Origin of the sequence: Mariprofundus ferrinatatus, from assembly GCF_002795825.1 — a bacterium.
Taxonomy (GTDB): domain Bacteria; phylum Pseudomonadota; class Zetaproteobacteria; order Mariprofundales; family Mariprofundaceae; genus Mariprofundus; species Mariprofundus ferrinatatus.
In genome coordinates, this window is record NZ_CP018800.1 from 404,569 (window position 1) to 421,637 (window position 17,069).

A 17,069-nucleotide genomic window follows, 5' to 3' on the forward strand; every position below is an offset into this window, starting at 1 on the left:
GGTTTGCCCCCCTGCTTAAGCGTATGGGGTTTGAATATGGCAACAGAATTTGATTTTGCACGCACCAGCGATGTCGATGAGTTCGACGCAGGTTATCGCGCCTTTAAAGAGGGGCGCATGTCCGAGGAGCGCTTCACGCCATTCCGTCTGCAGATGGGCGTATATGGTCAGCGGCAGGAGGGTGTGCAGATGGTGCGCGCCAAGCTGCCGGGTGGCTGTGTCACCCCTGATCAGATGGACGTCATCGCAGAGTGTGTTGAGCTTTATGCCGGGCGCCTGCCTACCGACGGAACCGTCACCGAGCCGCCTGAGAAGGTGGCGCATGTAACCACGCGCCAGGACATTCAGGCTAATTTCGTGTCGCTTGATGATGTGCCGGCATTTCTTCGCAAGCTTGATGCCGCAGGCCTTACCACACGCGAAGCGTGCGGCAATACCGTTCGTAATGTTACCACCTGCTTCCTGGCGGGACGTTGTCCTGCAGAGCATGCCGATGTCACCATCCATGCGCGCAAGTTTGCCGAATTCTTCCTGCGCCATCCGCTCGGGCAGCAGTTTCCGCGCAAGTTCAAGGTGACCTTCTCCGGATGCGCCACCGATTGCGGCCTCTCGGGCATGCACGATATCGGTTTTATCGCTACCCATAAAGATGGCAAGCCCGGCTTTCAGGTATGGGCTGCCGGTGGCCTCTCATCGCAGCCGATGGGTGCGCTGCTGCTGGAAGAGTTTATCGAAGAGTCTGAGTTGTTCGTGGTTGGTGAAGCCTTGATGCGCATCCACTTCAAATACTCCGATCGCAAACGTCGTGCCCGCGCCCGTATGAAGTATGTGGCACAGAAGCTCGGGGCAGAGGGCTTTATCGAAGAGTATAAAAAGCAGCGTGCTATTATCGAGAAAACCCATGCCGATGATTCCGGTTACAGTGAAGCAAACTGGCGCTCACCTTCGGCGGCACTTCCGTTTTCTGATTCCGGCGTCGTGGATCAGCACAATGGCAAGAAAGCGATTCTGCTTAACCTTTTCCGCGGTGACCTGACGCCTGAACAGTGCCGGGCCGTAGCCAGTGCTGCCCGTGCAGCCGGCACCGATGAGCTGCGTGTTACCACCGAGCAGGGAATGGTAATCTGCGATGTCGATGGCGATAAAGTTGATGCGGCATTGGCGGTTCTTACCGGTGCAGGGCTCTCCAGCGAGTATGCCCGCGGCATATCCGATGTTGTTGCCTGCCCGGGCACGGAAACCTGTCGCCTGGGTATTACTTCGAGCCGGGGGCTTGCCGCAGCGCTGCAGCCTCTGATGAGTGACCTGAAAAAAGACGGCACACTGGCCGGCATCACCGTGAAAGCATCCGGTTGCCAGCACTCCTGCGGTCGCCACCACATTGCCGATCTCGGGTTTCACGGCATGGCCAAGAAGGTGGCCGGTCAGGCTGTGCCGCACTATCAGCTGCATGTCGGTGGAAGCGGCGTTGCCGGATCACCCCTGGCATTTGCCACCGACCCCGTGCCGGCAAAACATGCTCCGGAAGCGGGCATTGCCGTGCTTAATGCTTACAAGACTGGCCGAACGGGTGATGAGTCGATGCATGACTGGGCATCACGAATCGGTAAAGAGGGTATTTCAGCAATCCTGGCACCGTTTGCCGCAGATGCCGGTGAGGTGGAGGGGCTGATCTACGACTGGAGCGAAAACGAGGCGTTCAATACCAAGGGCAACAAGAAGGGCGAGTGCGCTGGTGCGGTTCTCTCGATGTCTGACGCCCTGATCTCTGAGGCCGAGTACGAACTGTTGATTGCGCGTGCCCATGCCGATGCGATGTTCTGGGGAGAGGCGCTGACGGCGCTGCGGCGTTCGGCCATCTCGGCTGCGCGCGCTTATCTGGTTCCTTACGGTGAGGCGCCTGAGGATGATGCAGAGGTGTTTGGGTTACTGGCCCAGCATGCAGTTGTCGATGTCGAGGTGATCGGCGGTTTCCATGCCGTGCAGAATGCACTGATGAGTATCGACCTTGCTGATCCGGGTGCCGGAGTAACAAAGTTGAAAGAGGTTCAGGGCGCATGGGTGAAGCTGGCAGCCAAACGCTTTGCTGCAGTGCCGCAAGAGCGTGTTGAAGATGCTGCGGAAGTAGCTGCCACTGGGCCCTCAGAAGATGTGGTGTTGCTCGACCTTTCCGGCGTTGCCTGTCCGATGAATTTTGTGAAAACAAAGATCAAGCTCTCTATGATGGCTGAAGGTTCACAGCTTGATGTCATCCTTGATGACGGGGCGCCGATTGAGAATGTTCCGCTTTCACTTGAGGAGCAGGGGCAGAAGGTGCTCGCCAAAGAGAAGATCTCCGACAGCCAGTGGAAAATCCGCGTCGAGAAGAGCGGACAGATCTGAATATTGACGATGCTGGAACAGTGGAAACGATGAATCCATTCGAGAACCCGGGCCGCTGTAAGCTGGCACTGGTGAACCATGGTGTGGCATTGCCGGAAGGTCTTTCCAATGCGTCGCACTGGGTTGCACAGGCCAACGCGACCGAATCGATTGTGGATATCAGATTACCCAGTGGCCATTTTGCCACCGTACCGGTAGGGCAGCCCTATACCCAGAAGAGTCCTATCCAGTTGATTCAGGAGGGTGACGAAGGTTCGGCTAGTCTGCAGTGGGGCGATGAGTCGCTGGAGGTGCAGCTGCTTCCGGCGCCAGCATACTACCGCAACAAAACCCGTTCCGGTGCTCGTATGGGTAGCTTCTCATCTCTGCACGAGAACCTGCTGATGCTCAACCCTCTGATGGGATGCGGTTTCTTTGCCGAGAAGGGCGAGGCGTGTCACTACTGTCAGTACGATTCGATGCTTAATGAGAAAGAGCCGCCGCTGCGCGATCCGCTCGAGCTGGTGGAGGTGGTTCGGGCTGCACTCGCGGAGCGCGAAATTGATACCATCTACCTCTACAACGGATTTGCGCCGGGTGATGATGCGGGACTGAATCGCCTCGTGCCGGTGATAGCGCTGCTCAGACGTCATGTCGGCCATCGCCAGATAGCCATTGAAACCGTTGCCCCGAGAGATACCCGAGTGATTGATGCACTCTATTCTGCCGGTCTCGATGTCTTTGTCTGCAACCTCGAGCTGCACGATAGGGATCGATTTGCCGAAATATGCCCCGGCAAAGAGCATGCGGGCGGTCAGGCTGCTATCTGGAAGGCGCTGGATCATGCCCGTCAGGTGTTCCGTTCTGGTGCCGTGGTAAGTAACCTGATTGTCGGGCTGGAGGAGCTCGAATCGAGCAAGAGAGGTATTGATGCCCTGATTGCCCACGGCGTTGTGCCGCTGTTGCAGCCTTTCCGGCCACTGCCTGGCACACCGCTGGAGAAGCATGCACTGCCGACACTGGAAGGGTTGGAAGAGCTCTTTCTCTACCTCTACGCTGCGCTGGAAAGTGCAGCCTTTCCAACCCATCGCCTGCGTCATATGGGGCGTGTTCTGACACCGATGGAGAGTCGGGTTCTCGATGGCGGGGAACCTGCGCTGGCTGAACGATGGGTGGTCTCATCGATTGGCCGACGCTGGGACAGCTGGATTGATGGTTTAAGGCGACACCTTCGGGCCGGCAATGGTGAAGAGGGAGGAGCACTGGACCGCCGACCGATTCACCTGCTACTGGCGGGCGAGGTGCTGCCTTTTGCGGCATTGATGGCGATTGCTGTTCTGGCCGTTGCAGCCGGAACCATGCATGCGCCGGATGGACTGAGTGAGAGTGGCTGGGTTTCATTGATTGTGTTTTCGCTCTGCCTAGTGTTGTGGGTAACGCAGCTACTACCACTTGCTGCGACCTCGATATTGGGGCTGGCGCTATTGCCTCTGCTTGGCGTAATGCCCGCGAACGAGGTCTTTGCGCTGTTCGGCAACCCTGCCGTATTCTTTATTCTCGGGGCTTTCATGCTTGCCGCAGGTGCGATGAAGAGCGGTCTCTCCGAACGACTCGCGCTGCTTACGATTGACAAGGTGGGCACCAGTCCACGCAGGCTACTGCTTGCGATGCTGCTGCTGCCGGCCTTGATGGCCTGTGTGATGCCCGAACATGCGGTGGCGGCACTTTTTCTCCCCATTGCATGGGAGATTGTACGCAGCCTCGGACTGAAAGCTGGAAACCGATATGCTCAGTCCATCTTCTTTGCACTGGCGTGGGGGGCAGTGACGGGCGGCGTAGTGACGCTGCTTGGCGGTGCGCGAGGCCCTCTGGCAATGGCGTTGAGCGAAGAGCTGACTGGAAGCAGTTTCTCATTTCTAGACTGGACGCTTGCAGCCGCCCCGATTGCACTCTCAGTATTGGCTGTGGCGGCAGTGGTTCTGTGCCGGATCACGCCGATGGGCGGACTTGATATCTCATCTGCACGCGAGCGCATCTCACTGCGCAGACTTGAGCTCGGTGATCTGAATCTGAAGTCAAAGGCGATGGCGCTGCTTCTGGTAGCAACTGTCGCCGGATGGGTTGTGGCAGGCCATGCCAGCGGCCTGGCCGGCATCGCGCTGATCAGTGTGGTCTGCATGTTTGCACTTCGGCTGGTGAGCTGGCGGTCAGTGGAGCAGCACGTGAACTGGGGTGTAGTGCTGATGTATGGCGGTGCTATTGCGATCGGCAAGGCGTTGACCGTGACGGGTGCCGGTGTATGGCTCGCTTATGCCATCTTTCCGGATAGCCTGACAGGGTTAGCCATGCTGGCACTGCTTGCCCTGATTACGCTTCTCTTTACTGAAGGTGTGAGCAACGCTGCCGCGGTTGCGATCGTGCTTCCGGTAGCCATACCGATCGCGGCAGCAGCAGGTGTCGATCCGGTTACGGTGGCACTGACGGTGGGTATTGTATCCGGGTTTGCCTTTATGCTGCCGATGGGCACACCGCCGAATGCCATGATTTTTGGGACTGGCTTTGTGCGCGCATCACACATGCTTCGCTACGGCGCACTTCTCTCACTTGCTTCGTTTGTACTATTTTTGATGACAGTGTCGATATTGTGGCCGGCACTCGGAAGGATTGGGTAACTATATGAATGCTTTGGTTGAACCGGCTGTAAGCCTCCTTAAGCAGGCCAAACAGGTCCATGGCGATGCACTGGTCTATCCATGCTCTATGGGACTTGAAGGGTCGGTGCTGGTGGACATGATCAGTAAACATGGCTTGAACATTCCTGTCATGACACTCGATACCGGCAGGCTGCCGCAGGCGACCTATGATGTGATCACTGCTTTCGAAGCGCGTTACGGCATCCGCATTCAGGTGCTGTTCCCTGACTGCCATGAAGTTGAAGCGATGGTGCGTGAATATGGCGTGAATTTATTCAGGAAATCCGTAGAGTTGCGCAAGCAGTGCTGTGAAGTACGCAAGGTGCGGCCGCTGATGCGTGCACTTGAGGGCAAAGAGGCGTGGGTTACCGGCAGGCGCAGGCAGCAATCGAAAGGACGCGCTGATCTGCAGTCTGTTGAAACTGATTCTGTATATGGACTGAAAAAGTATAATCCACTACTGGAGTGGAGCCTTGATGATGTATGGAGCTATGTGAAAGAGAATGATGTTCCCTACAACAGGCTTCATGATGCCCACTACCAATCCATCGGTTGCGAATGTTGCACGCGAGCGATTACCGTGGGTGAAGATGAGCGCGCCGGCCGCTGGTGGTGGGAAAATGATGAGGTTGCGGCAGAGTGCGGTCTGCATGTGATGAGCATCAAACAGGTTGTTGGCGAAATTGAAGATGGTGAAGGGATTTAGGAGAACGAAATGTCTGGAAAGGTATCAGAACATAAGCTGACACAGCTTAAAGCGCTGGAAGCGGAATCGATCCACATTATCCGTGAGGTGGTGGCAGAATTCCGCAATCCGGTGATGCTCTACTCGGTCGGCAAGGATTCGAGTGTGTTGCTGCATCTGGCGCGCAAGGCATTCTATCCTGCGCCGCTTCCGTTTCCGCTTTTGCATGTCGATACCGGCTTCAAGTTCAAGGAGATGTACGAATTCCGCGATAACTACTGTAAAGAGGTTGGCGCGGACCTGATCGTACGCCGCAATGAAGAGGCGATCGCTAGGGGTATGAATCCAAAGGATCACGGCGTGGCCCGCTGCTGTGGCGCATTGAAGACGCAGGGTCTTCTTGAAGCCCTGGAAGAGGGTGAATATGACGCTGCTTTCGGCGGTGCACGCCGCGATGAGGAGCGTTCACGCGCAAAGGAGCGCGTATTCTCGATGCGCGACGAATTCGGACAGTGGGATCCGAAGAACCAGCGCCCTGAATTGTGGAATATCTACAACGGCCGTATTCACGAAGGTGAGTCGGTTCGCGTCTTTCCGATCTCCAACTGGACCGAGATGGATGTCTGGCTCTATATCCGTGAGGAGAAGATTCCGATTGTGCCGCTCTACTTTGCCAAAGAGCGCCTGATGGTTGAGCGCAAAGAGATGCTGATCCCCTATTACGAAGAGATGAAGGATCAACTGCTTGAGGGTGAAGAGCCGAAGCTGGTGATGAGCCGCTTCCGTACGCTGGGATGTTCCCCGTGTACAGGTGCAGTGCGCTCGGATGCATCGAATATGGACGAGATTGTGATCGAGGCAGCAGCAGCCCGGCGCTCGGAGCGTGAGACGCGCATTATCGATCACGGATCCAACAGCATGGAAGATAAAAAGAAAGAGGGTTACTTCTGATAGATTCATACGCAAAAGGGCATGAAACCCTTTTGCTGATTCGCCACCCTTTCAGGGTAGGCCGGGCTCTTATTTAGAGGGTTCGCGAAAGGTTTTACGGGGTTAGAAAGATGACTGAACTGAATATTAAGATGACCAAGGAGATCGAGCTGCTCCGGCTGGTGACAGTAGGCAGTGTGGACGATGGCAAATCGACACTGATCGGCCGCCTGCTGGTCGATACCAAAGGCGCATTCGAGGACCAGTTGCTGGCCGTGCGCAAGAAAAAGGGACAGGAGCAGCATATCGCTTCTGCGTCCGAGATTGATCTGGCGATGCTGACCGACGGCCTTTCTGCCGAACGGGAGCAGGGCATTACCATTGATGTTGCATACCGTTATTTTGCCACGCCGAAACGCAAGTTTATCATGGCCGATTGTCCGGGGCATGAGCAGTACACCCGTAATATGGTGACCGGTGCTTCCACTGCCAGTGCTGCGATCATTCTGATCGATGCGCGAAATGGCGTGATGCCGCAGACCAAACGCCACACCCATATTCTCGGTCTGCTCGGGATTCCCCACCTGATTGTTGCAGTCAATAAAATGGATCTGGTCGGTTTTGATCAGGCGACTTTCGAGAAAATCCGGGAAGATATGAGTGCCTATTGTGCCAAGCAGGGGATCAAGGACCTGATCTGCCTGCCGATGTCTGCGCTCGATGGCGATATGGTGGCCGTGCGCGGTGACAATATGGGGTGGTATGAGGGTGAGACGCTGCTTGAGACACTGGAAAATCTTTCCGTGCTTGATGCGGTGGACCAGAAACCATTCCGGTTCCCTGTGCAGCTTGTAAACCGTCCCCAGACCGCCGATCTACCCGACTATCGTGGTTTCATGGGTACAATCGTATCCGGCACCGTTCGCGTGGGCGACGAGGTCGTTGCTGTGCCCAGTGGCAACACCTCGACCGTTAAAGAGATCGTGACATTCGACGGCAATCTTGAAGAGGCATTTGCGCCGCAGAGTGTGACACTGACACTGAACGATGAGATCGACGTGTCTCGCGGTGATATGCTCACCCATGTGGGTGAGAAGGCGAAGGACTCGAAAGAGCTGCGCGCCAACGTCTGCTGGATCGGTAATGAGCCGCTGAGTGAACGTAAGAAGTACCTGCTCAAGCACAATACCAATACCGTCAAGGCGATGGTGACGCAGATCGATTTCAAAACCGACATCCATACACTGGAGCATGAAGAGGATGCTGCCGAACTGGCCATGAACGAGATCGGCCGAATTTCCTTCAAGCTCTTGAAGCCTTTACATTACGACACCTATGCGGAAAACCGCGCCACCGGCAGCTTCATTCTGATCGACACCTTTACCAACAACACCGTCGGTGCAGGTATGATCGTTTAGAAACGGTCCGGATTGCAGATAAAGATAAAAAGAGGGGGCATATGCCCCCTCTTTCTATTTGCGACAGAGAAACAGGCATTGACCCTGTCGTGTAGTGTCACAGAATGGCCGGCCCGCTGGCGAGGATCGCAACGGGTTAGCAGGAGAGGTTCATGTTCAATAGTTTAAGTGAGAAGCTTGGTAATATTGCCAATAAATTGCGCGGCTCTGCACGCGTATCGGAAGCCGATCTTGATGCCACGCTACGCGAGATGCGTATGGCGCTGCTCGAAGCTGATGTAGCACTGCCGGTAGTGCGCCACCTGATGAGCGAGGTGCGTGAACGTGCCCTCGGTGCGGAGGTGGCAAAGAGCCTGCAGCCGGGCCAGGTGATCATTAAGATTCTTAACGATGCACTTGCCGACCTCCTCGGTGGCCAGCGTCGTGACCTCAACCTGTCCAAGATTCCTTCAGTGATTCTGCTTTGCGGCCTGCAGGGTGCAGGTAAAACAACCACAGCAGGCAAGCTTGCCCGACTGCTGATCGGCCAGGGCAAAAAGGTGGCCCTGACCTCTGTCGATGCCACCCGCCCTGCTGCACGCGAACAGCTGCAGGTGCTGGCCGGTCAGGTGGATGTGCCCTATATCGCCGGTGATGGCGCCAGTGCAGCTGCCATGGCGAAATCTGCAGTCAAACAGGCAGGTCGCGACGGCCATCATGTTCTGATCCTTGATACCGCAGGTCGACAGGTCGTTGATGACGAGTTGATGGCTGAAATCAGGGAGGTTGCGGGTGCTGTCGGCGCCACCGAACGCCTGCTTGTGCTCGATGCCATGACCGGCCAGACAGCGCTCCAGATTGCTGAACAGTTCCATTCGGCAGTCAATATGTCCGGCTGTATTCTTACCAAGACCGATGCGGATGTGCGTGGTGGTGCGGCACTGTCTGTGGCCCACAGTACCGGTGTTCCGGTTCGATATGTCGGTACCGGCGAGAAGATTGATGCTTTCGAGCTGTTCGATCCACAGCGCATGGCGGGCCGAATCCTCGGTCAGGGCGATGTGGTTGGCCTGGTTGAGAAGATACAGGCGGGTGTGGATGAGGAGCAGGCACAGAAGGCTGCCGACAGGCTCAAGAAGGGGCAGTTCGACCTTGGCGATTTTGCTGAACAGCTGGGGCAGATGCAGAACATGGGCGGCATGGCGAGCATGCTGAAAATGATGCCGGGCATGAAGCTGCCACAGGATGCTCTCGACCAGATTGATGATAAGCCGATCAAGCGGATGCAGGCGATGGTCTACTCTATGACGCCGAAAGAGCGCAAGTATCCCAAGCTGATGAATGGCAGCCGAAAACGCCGCGTTGCCATGGGATCCGGTACTTCCGTCCCCGAATTGAACCGTATGCTCAAGCAGTTTGCACAGATGCAGCGCATGATGAAGAAGATGAAGGGCGGCAAGGGTCGTCGAATGCTGGCCCAGATGATGGGTAAGTTCGGTGGCATGGGTGGAGGGGGTATGCCTCCGGGCATGCCGAGGATGTGAAGACGAACTTCGATTCACATGCATCTCTTCGCAGTGAGGAGATGCCTCATGAATTCGAGGCTGCAAATAAAATCGGCGGTTTGGGAGAGTGGTGCACCTAACTCCTTGCTCCTTACGCGTTACCTCTCTATAGTGCGCCGCCTGTTTTTCGGAGGTTTGTATATAAAATGGCAACTGTTATTCGTCTGAGCCGTGGTGGCCGCAAAAAGCGCCCATTCTATTCTGTAGTTGTAATGGACGAGCGTAAGCGTCGCGATGGTGCATTCATCGAGAAGCTTGGCTACTTCGATCCTTGCACCGATCCTGAAGTGATCGAGCTTGATCTGGAGCGTGTAAAAGCATGGACCGATCAGGGTGCGCAGGTTTCCGACCGCGTCGCCAGCCTGATCGTCAAAGCGTCCGCTTAATTGATTCGATCAACGAAGCCTGACTGAGGGCTTTGTTTGATGGCGCTTGAACCATCGTATCTGCATGTCGGCGATATTCTTGGGACACATGGTCTCAAGGGCACGTTGACACTCTATTCGCATACCCGGCCCGCTTCGGCGGTCGCCGGGTATTCTTGTTGGTGGGTCGGAGAAAGCGGCGAGCTTGCAAAGCCTTATCAGGTCAAGCGTTGCTGGCAGCACGGCAAACGGATGTTGGCCGATCTGGAGGGCATCGCTGATTGCAACAGTGCTGAAAAACTGAAGGGGCAGAAGATCTGGGTGCCTCTCTCCGAGGTGGAGGTTGATGAGGGTGAGTACCTCTGGGAGGAGCTGATCGGCTGCGAGGTGATCCTCGATGAGAGCGATGAGCTGCTCGGCACGGTGGTGGCCCTTGAGGATTACGGTGCTCAGGATAATCTGGTGGTAAAAGCCCCGGATGATGCCGAATCACAGGGAGAGTGGCTGATCCCGTTTATCGAAGAGGTCATTGTCGAGGTTGATCTCGAAGAGGGCATCATCGCGGTCGACCTGCCGGATGGGATGGATGCATGTTTCACGCCCAGATCCTGACCCTCTTCCCTGAATTCTTTGAATCCCCGCTCTCCTGTTCAATTCCAAAGCGGGCGATTGAGGCGGGCATCGTCAGGGTCGATGCCATTCAGATCCGCGACTTTGCAACCGACAAACACAATCGGGTGGATGATACCCCCTACGGTGGCGGCCCTGGCATGCTGATGAAACCGGAACCCGTGGTGGCCGCCATTCGCAGGGCCAGAGAACTGCATCCCGATACGCATGTGGTGATGCTGACCCCCTCCGGCAGTCGGTTTACCCAGGCCAAGGCGCTCGAATTTACCGGCAAGCCGGGTATCACACTGCTATGCGGGCGCTACGAGGGCTTTGACGAAAGAATCTGCGATTACGTCGATGAGGAGATCTCACTCGGTGACTACGTTCTATCCGGCGGCGAGCCCGCCGCGATGTGTGTCCTGGATGCGGTGATCCGTCTGCTGCCCGAGGTGCTTGGTTCGCCCGAGTCGGCCGTGCTCGACTCCTTCAGCGAAGAGGGTATCCTCGACTGGCCGCACTACACTCGCCCTGAGGAGTTTGAGGGAAAGAAGGTGCCCGAAGTTCTGCTTTCGGGAAATCATGCTGCCATCGAGAAGTGGCGTCATGAACAGGCACGATTGCGCACAAGTAAGCGCCGAGGAGCAAGGGTCGATCATGACGAAAAATAAGTGGTCCACTGAACAGGCTGGCGAACTCTATCAGGTAGAGGGGTGGGGGAACGGTTTCTTCGGCATCAATGAAGCTGGCCATATGATGGCCATCCCCGATGGCGAGCATCAGGTTGACCTGAAACTTCTCTGCGATGAGTTGACTGAGCGAGGCCTTTACCCGCCATTGCTGTTGAGATTCTCGGATATCCTTAAGCAGCGCATGGCACAGATTCACCAGCGCTTCTCGATCGCCCGCGAAGAGTCGGGCTACGAGGGGCGCTATTACGGCGTTTATCCGATCAAGGTAAACCAGCAGCGGCAGGTGGTAGAAGAGATCATCGAATTCGGGCAGGAGTACAACTGGGGGCTTGAGGCAGGCTCCAAGCCTGAGTTGCACGCCACGCTGGCCATGCTTGAGGATGTTGAGGGATTGATCGTCTGTAACGGTTACAAGGACCGCGAGTTTATTGAGTTGGCCATGATCGGGCGCAAGATGGGCAAACGCGTATTTATCGTGGTCGAAAAGTCCAATGAACTGGATATGATTCTCGAAGCCTCAAAGCGACTCCAGGTAGAGCCGCTGATCGGGCTGCGCTGCAAGCTTGCCGCTACCAGTAAGGGCAAGTGGGAGGACTCCGGCGGAGACCGGTCCAAGTTCGGTCTGGCCGCCTCTGAGCTGGTAGAGGTTGTCGATAAGCTGAAAGAGGCCGGCATGCTCGATGCCTTAAGGTTACTTCATTTTCATATCGGATCGCAGGTTCCGCGTATCCGTCGCATCAAGCAGGCGATGCAGGAGGCGGCGCGCTTCTATGTCGAGCTACGCAAGCTTGGCGCTCCGATCGAATATATGGATGTCGGCGGCGGTCTCGGTGTCAACTACGATGGATCGATTTCGGGGACACAAACCTCGGTGGACTATTCGCTGCAGGAGTATGCCAACGATATTGTCTGGTCGCTGAAGGCGGTCTGTGACGATGAGGAGCTGCCGCATCCGAATATTATTTCCGAATCGGGAAGGGCTCTTGTGGCCCATCATGCCGTGATGGTGATTGATGTGCTTGGTGTGACAAAACGATCGAGTCAGGCGCCTTCCGAAGAGCCTGATGAAGCGGCTCCGATGCAATTGCGCCAGCTCTGGAACACCTATGTCGACTTTGAGCGCATTGAACCACGTGAGGCGCTGCACGATGTTGTGTCGCTACGCGAGGATGTGAATCGTCTTTTCGTGCTTGGGCACTGTTCGCTGGCAGAAAGAGCACAGGCCGATGAACTTTACTGGCATATGCTTACCGTGCTCATCGACAGGCTGGATGAGGATGAGGTTGCTGAGTTGATCCCGGGTATCCGCACCCAGATGGCTGATCGCTACTTCTGTAACTTCTCACTGTTCCAGTCACTGCCTGACTCCTGGGCTATCGATCAACTTTTCCCGGTGGTGCCGATTCACCGTCTGAACGAAAAGCCTGGACAACAAGGGATTCTGGTTGATATCACCTGTGATTCTGACGGTAAGATCCAGAATTTCGCGTTAGAGGGTGGACATGCCGAGACCTTGCCTCTGCACGCCCTGAACAATGGCGACGATTACCTGATCGGCGTATTTCTGACCGGTGCCTATCAGGAGATTCTCGGTGACCTGCACAATCTGTTCGGCGACACCCATGCGGTGCATGTTCGCATGGACGGAGACCAGTATGAGCTGGAACAGATTGTCGAGGGCGAGAGCGTGGCCGAGGTGCTCGATTACGTTCAGTTCAATGAGAAGGTGCTGATCGATCGTATGCGCCGCCAGCTTACCCAGGCTCGGACTGAAGGCCGCCTGAGTGCTGCCGAGTCGAGCGTGTTTCTGCGCTTCTACAAAGAGGGGCTGGCCGGTTATACCTACCTGGAAGAGCAGCTTCCGCCTTCCATTTCTACAAAATAGTATTCACCCGATACGAAAAGTTACCTCCTTTGCTGCAAGGGAGATTTAATCGCTTTTGAATATGTAGGCCGGAATTCCATATCCGCGTTGTTTTCCGGGTTCGGATGAATTTCCGCCATACAGTATTTGTGCTATACTGAACGGACTTGAGGCGGTTTTCAGGGGATTCGGCAGTGCATGGGGTGGAGATGGAACTCAAAACAGGATTGTTGACCAGCGATGTCTCCTGATCTGCAAGAGCTGTTCAGGGCGGAGGCCGAAGCCCGCGATTGGGGAGAGCGTCGCAAGGGCGTCCGTCTGGCGCTGTTTGCTGCGATTCCGGTCTGCCTCCTGTTTACTGTCGTGAACTATTTTGCAGTCCACTACTGGCTGGCATCCGTTCTGATCTCGACAACCTTTCTGCTGCTGCTGCCGAGCATTCTTCTCTCAACCTCCGAACGCTATATCGTTCTTGCCGAATATCTGCTGATGTTTGGCGCCGTACTGAATTTCGGTGCCCTGTTCATTGATGGCGGTATCGCTGAAACCGGGGTTTACTGGGTTTATGTCTACCCGTTCGTTGCTTTTTATATCATGGGGCAGAACCGGGGATGGTTGTGGATCAGCTTATTCGGGGGCGCGCTGCTGCTCTGCGCCGGATTGCATGCCTACGGAATAATTGTGCTCCCGTATCAGGAAGACCGGCTGAGCTTCTTCTTTGCCTCATTTATATTTTATTCACTGATTGCATCAATCTTTAACATGCTGCGCAACAATTTTGAGCAGAAGCTCACAGCTCTGCTAAAAGAGAGGACTGCGACCGCAGAGGCCTATCTCGATGAACTCAAACACAGGATGTTGCACTCGCAGTTGACCGGCCTTCCGAACAGGGGGCTGATGCTCGATCGTCTTGAACAGATTCTGTACAGCGCTCGGCGCAGCAATACTCCGGTTGCTGTGGCCCTGATTAACATTGATCGCCTGACCGAGATCAATAATGTGCTGGGCCACAAGGCTGGAGATGACGTGCTTAAGCACGTGGCACGCTCATTAAAAGATGCAGTGCGCGACATGGACACGGTGGCCCATATCGGTGCCGATGAATTTGCTGTGATCATGCCAACTGTTGGCACTGACCTGATCGAGCATGCTTCAAAGCGGATGCTGGAAGTGTTCAGTCATCCGGTTGAGGTGGAAGAGACGTCACTCGAAATCAGCGCCCAGACCGGCTTCGCGATTTTCCCCGAGCACGGAGGCAGCGCCAATGAGTTGCTGCAAGCGGCCGATTCGGCGATGCGGCTGGCCAAGAAAGAGCAGAGCAGCGTTAGGGTTTATGATGCATCTCATAACCCCTTTAATCTAAGGCATCTGGAGCTCTATCGTGACCTGAAGCGGGCATTGGCTGCGGATGAACTGCAGCTCTATTATCAGCCGCAGATCGATCTGAAATCAGGAAAGGTGGTCAGTGCCGAGGCATTGATGCGCTGGATGCATCCTGATGAAGGCTTTATTTCACCGGGCGAATTCATACCGCTGGCTGAACAGACCGGCCTGATTACAAAGCTAAGCAGATGGGCGCTGAAGCGGGCAATCAAGCAGTGTGCCAAGTGGCAGGTGATGCAAAACAGCCGCGTCGGGGTTTCGGTTAACCTCTCCTGTCGATGCCTTGTTGAGCCCGACTTGATCGATCTCATCTCCAGATTGCTTTCGAGATATAATCTTTCCGGCGATTATCTCACTGTCGAGGTAACTGAGAGCCTGTTTATGGAGAAATCGGAACAGGTTGTCGAAGCCCTGAATACACTCCGTAAAATGGGTGTGAAGGTCGCCATCGATGATTTTGGAACGGGTTACTCATCCCTGAGTTATCTGAAAACGCTGCCTGTCGATGAGTTGAAAATAGATCAGGCATTTATTTTTCCGATGGCCAACAGCAAACAGGACCAGATGATTGTCCATTCGATCGTTGAACTGGGGAAAAGCCTTGGCTTCAGTCTGCTTGCTGAAGGCGTGGAAGACAGGGTGACCGGTGAGATTCTCAAAGAGATCGGAGTACACAGGGTGCAGGGCTTTCACTACGCCAGGCCTATGCCCATCGACCATTTCTGTGCTTGGATGGGAGCTGCGCAATTCGACAGGATGACTGAAGCGGGCGGCCAATAACACAATTACTGGTTGTACTTTCGAAAAATATGCGCAGGGTGCGCCCTCCTGAAGAGAGGCTCACCTCAATTCATCTGCCCGGCCAGTCACTGATGTCCGGCAAATCGGAAAATAAATCACGCACCCAACACATTCAGTGAATCTTCAGTCCGGGTGCTACGGAAATATAACTTAATGACATTTGAACAACTGGGCCTTTCAGCCGAACTTCTTCGCGCTGTGGCCAATGAGGGGTATACCACCCCGACCCCCGTACAGGAAAAATCTATCCCTGTCGTGCTGCAGGGCCACGATATTCTGGCTGGCGCTCAGACCGGCACCGGAAAAACCGCCGGCTTTACGCTGCCGATGTTGCAGCTGATGCAGAAAGTGCATCCCGAGCGCCATAAGAGGCATGTAATCCGCGCCCTTGTTCTGACACCGACACGTGAACTGGCTGCGCAGGTGGGCGAGAGTATTGCCACCTATGGCAGGCATCTGCCGCTCAAATCCACCGTCGTGTTCGGTGGCGTTGGTGTCAATCCGCAGATTGAGAAACTCAAGCGTGGCGTTGATATCCTTGTCGCCACCCCCGGTCGTTTGCTTGATCTCGTAGGGCAGGGGAAGGCTGATCTTGGGCATGTTGAATTCTTCGTGCTCGATGAAGCTGACCGTATGCTGGATATGGGCTTCATCCATGATATCCGCAAGGTGTTGAAGCTGTTACCAAAACAGCGTCAGAACCTCCTCTTCTCGGCAACCTTCTCCGATGAGATTAAGCAGCTTGCCAACGGATTTCTTCGCTCACCTGTTTATGTCGAGGTGGCACGCAATGAAACCGCACACCAGGTTACGCAGGTGGTGCATCCGGTCAGCAAGAGCAAAAAGCGTGCGCTGCTCTCCCACCTGATCAAAGAAGGGGATTGGAAGCAGGTGCTGGTGTTTACCAAAACCAAGCATGGAGCCAATCGCCTTACCACACAGCTGGAGAGTGACGGCATTCAGGCTGCCGCGATTCATGGCAACAAGAGCCAGACCGCACGCACCAAGGCGCTGGCAGCTTTCAAGGATGGCAACATCCGCGTGCTGGTTGCGACCGATATTGCCGCCCGCGGGCTCGATATCGATCAATTGCCGCATGTGGTGAATTATGAACTTCCCAATGTGGCCGAGGATTATGTGCACCGCATCGGCCGCACCGGTCGTGCCGGCTGCAGTGGTGAATCTCTTTCGCTGGTTTCCGGTGATGAGAATAAGCTGCTTGCCGGCATTGAGCGGCTGATCAAAAAATCGATTACGAAGGTGGTTGTTCCCGGTTTTGAACCGGGCAACGAAGAAGAGACGGCAACCCCTGCACCACAGCGCAGAAGGCCGGACCATCGCAGGCACGATCCTTCTTCACCACGCAAGCCGCACAGCACCCGTGGCCGTCGCCCGGGCCGGCGTGAGCGGGCAGCAAAGAAGGCCACATGAGTTGCAAGTCTGCTATTGGCGTTTGCTATGGCCCCCGCTGCAGTGATTTCGGAAGCAGGGATATGGCTGAAGAGCTGAGGCAGCAGGGGTTTGAGGTGGAGGATCTGGATTGCCAGAGCCTCTGCCCTCATGCCCCTGCCATTCGGGTGGGAGACCGCTTTATTCACCGCGCCACACTGGAGCAGGTGGCGGAGCGGGCTGAAGGCCAGGTGACAGCAGACTCCGTCTAGCTGGCGGTGTTCAAACTGTTGTCTGAAGAGTGGCTCTGGGATATGGTAATGTTAATGCCTGTC

Annotated in this window: 13 protein-coding genes; all 13 read left to right on the forward strand. The window is 55.5% G+C overall.

Annotation, left to right across the window (positions count from 1 at the left end):
* Nucleotides 1-36: 36 nt before the first annotated feature.
* The 13 genes from Ga0123462_RS02005 (at nt 37) to Ga0123462_RS11300 (ending at nt 17,006) form a co-directional block, all read left to right on the forward strand.
* Nucleotides 37-2,382: a sulfurtransferase TusA family protein gene (locus tag Ga0123462_RS02005; RefSeq protein WP_100264761.1), complete on the forward strand. Its 2,346-nt coding sequence runs from the start codon at nt 37-39 to the stop codon at nt 2,380-2,382.
* Between the two features lie 29 nt (nt 2,383-2,411).
* Nucleotides 2,412-5,033 carry a DASS family sodium-coupled anion symporter gene (locus Ga0123462_RS02010; protein WP_100266440.1) on the forward strand — a complete coding sequence of 874 codons (2,622 nt, stop codon included), beginning with the start codon at nt 2,412-2,414 and terminating at the stop codon, nt 5,031-5,033.
* A 4-nt stretch (nt 5,034-5,037) separates the two neighbouring features.
* Nucleotides 5,038-5,760, forward strand: a complete 723-nt coding sequence (locus Ga0123462_RS02015) for a phosphoadenylyl-sulfate reductase (protein ID WP_100264762.1) — start codon at nt 5,038-5,040, stop codon at nt 5,758-5,760.
* Nucleotides 5,761-5,769: 9 nt separating this feature from the next.
* Nucleotides 5,770-6,690, forward strand: a complete 921-nt coding sequence (gene cysD, locus Ga0123462_RS02020; RefSeq protein ID WP_100264763.1) for a sulfate adenylyltransferase subunit CysD — start codon at nt 5,770-5,772, stop codon at nt 6,688-6,690.
* Nucleotides 6,691-6,800: 110 nt separating this feature from the next.
* Complete coding sequence (locus Ga0123462_RS02025) at nt 6,801-8,087, forward strand: sulfate adenylyltransferase subunit 1 (RefSeq protein WP_100264764.1); 1,287 nt, start codon at nt 6,801-6,803, stop codon at nt 8,085-8,087.
* A gap of 152 nt (nt 8,088-8,239) precedes the next feature.
* Complete coding sequence (gene ffh / locus Ga0123462_RS02030; protein ID WP_100264765.1) at nt 8,240-9,610, forward strand: signal recognition particle protein; 1,371 nt, start codon at nt 8,240-8,242, stop codon at nt 9,608-9,610.
* A 167-nt stretch (nt 9,611-9,777) separates the two neighbouring features.
* The gene (rpsP, locus tag Ga0123462_RS02035) at nt 9,778-10,017 is read left to right on the forward strand and encodes a 30S ribosomal protein S16 (RefSeq protein WP_100264766.1); all 240 of its coding nucleotides are present in this window, start codon (nt 9,778-9,780) and stop codon (nt 10,015-10,017) included.
* Between the two features lie 39 nt (nt 10,018-10,056).
* A complete protein-coding gene (gene rimM, locus Ga0123462_RS02040) occupies nt 10,057-10,608 on the forward strand; it encodes a ribosome maturation factor RimM (RefSeq protein WP_100264767.1) in 552 nt (183 codons plus the stop codon).
* On the forward strand, nt 10,587-11,276 hold the full coding sequence (trmD, locus tag Ga0123462_RS02045; RefSeq protein ID WP_100264768.1) for a tRNA (guanosine(37)-N1)-methyltransferase TrmD: 690 nt from the start codon (nt 10,587-10,589) through the stop codon (nt 11,274-11,276). Before rimM ends, trmD begins: the two co-directional genes overlap by 22 nt.
* A complete protein-coding gene (gene speA, locus Ga0123462_RS02050) occupies nt 11,263-13,182 on the forward strand; it encodes a biosynthetic arginine decarboxylase (RefSeq protein ID WP_100264769.1) in 1,920 nt (639 codons plus the stop codon). Before trmD ends, speA begins: the two co-directional genes overlap by 14 nt.
* A gap of 219 nt (nt 13,183-13,401) precedes the next feature.
* Nucleotides 13,402-15,324, forward strand: coding sequence for a putative bifunctional diguanylate cyclase/phosphodiesterase (locus Ga0123462_RS02055; RefSeq protein ID WP_100264770.1), 1,923 nt, complete (start codon nt 13,402-13,404; stop codon nt 15,322-15,324).
* 174 nt (nt 15,325-15,498) lie between these two features.
* Complete coding sequence (locus Ga0123462_RS02060) at nt 15,499-16,776, forward strand: DEAD/DEAH box helicase (protein ID WP_100264771.1); 1,278 nt, start codon at nt 15,499-15,501, stop codon at nt 16,774-16,776.
* 62 nt (nt 16,777-16,838) lie between these two features.
* Nucleotides 16,839-17,006, forward strand: coding sequence for a thioredoxin domain-containing protein (locus Ga0123462_RS11300; protein ID WP_157821234.1), 168 nt, complete (start codon nt 16,839-16,841; stop codon nt 17,004-17,006).
* Nucleotides 17,007-17,069 lie beyond the last annotated feature (63 nt).

Coding starts and splice junctions, on each gene's coding strand:
- Ga0123462_RS02010 (WP_100266440.1), top strand. CDS start 2,412: ATGAATCCATTCGAGAACCCGGGCCGCTGTAAGCTGGCACTGGTGAAC.
- Ga0123462_RS02005 (WP_100264761.1), top strand. CDS start 37: ATGGCAACAGAATTTGATTTTGCACGCACCAGCGATGTCGATGAGTTC.
- Ga0123462_RS02025 (WP_100264764.1), top strand. CDS start 6,801: ATGACTGAACTGAATATTAAGATGACCAAGGAGATCGAGCTGCTCCGG.
- rpsP (WP_100264766.1), top strand. CDS start 9,778: ATGGCAACTGTTATTCGTCTGAGCCGTGGTGGCCGCAAAAAGCGCCCA.
- cysD (WP_100264763.1), top strand. CDS start 5,770: ATGTCTGGAAAGGTATCAGAACATAAGCTGACACAGCTTAAAGCGCTG.
- rimM (WP_100264767.1), top strand. CDS start 10,057: ATGGCGCTTGAACCATCGTATCTGCATGTCGGCGATATTCTTGGGACA.
- Ga0123462_RS11300 (WP_157821234.1), top strand. CDS start 16,839: ATGGCTGAAGAGCTGAGGCAGCAGGGGTTTGAGGTGGAGGATCTGGAT.
- Ga0123462_RS02060 (WP_100264771.1), top strand. CDS start 15,499: ATGACATTTGAACAACTGGGCCTTTCAGCCGAACTTCTTCGCGCTGTG.
- Ga0123462_RS02015 (WP_100264762.1), top strand. CDS start 5,038: ATGAATGCTTTGGTTGAACCGGCTGTAAGCCTCCTTAAGCAGGCCAAA.
- ffh (WP_100264765.1), top strand. CDS start 8,240: ATGTTCAATAGTTTAAGTGAGAAGCTTGGTAATATTGCCAATAAATTG.
- speA (WP_100264769.1), top strand. CDS start 11,263: ATGACGAAAAATAAGTGGTCCACTGAACAGGCTGGCGAACTCTATCAG.
- Ga0123462_RS02055 (WP_100264770.1), top strand. CDS start 13,402: ATGTCTCCTGATCTGCAAGAGCTGTTCAGGGCGGAGGCCGAAGCCCGC.
- trmD (WP_100264768.1), top strand. CDS start 10,587: ATGTTTCACGCCCAGATCCTGACCCTCTTCCCTGAATTCTTTGAATCC.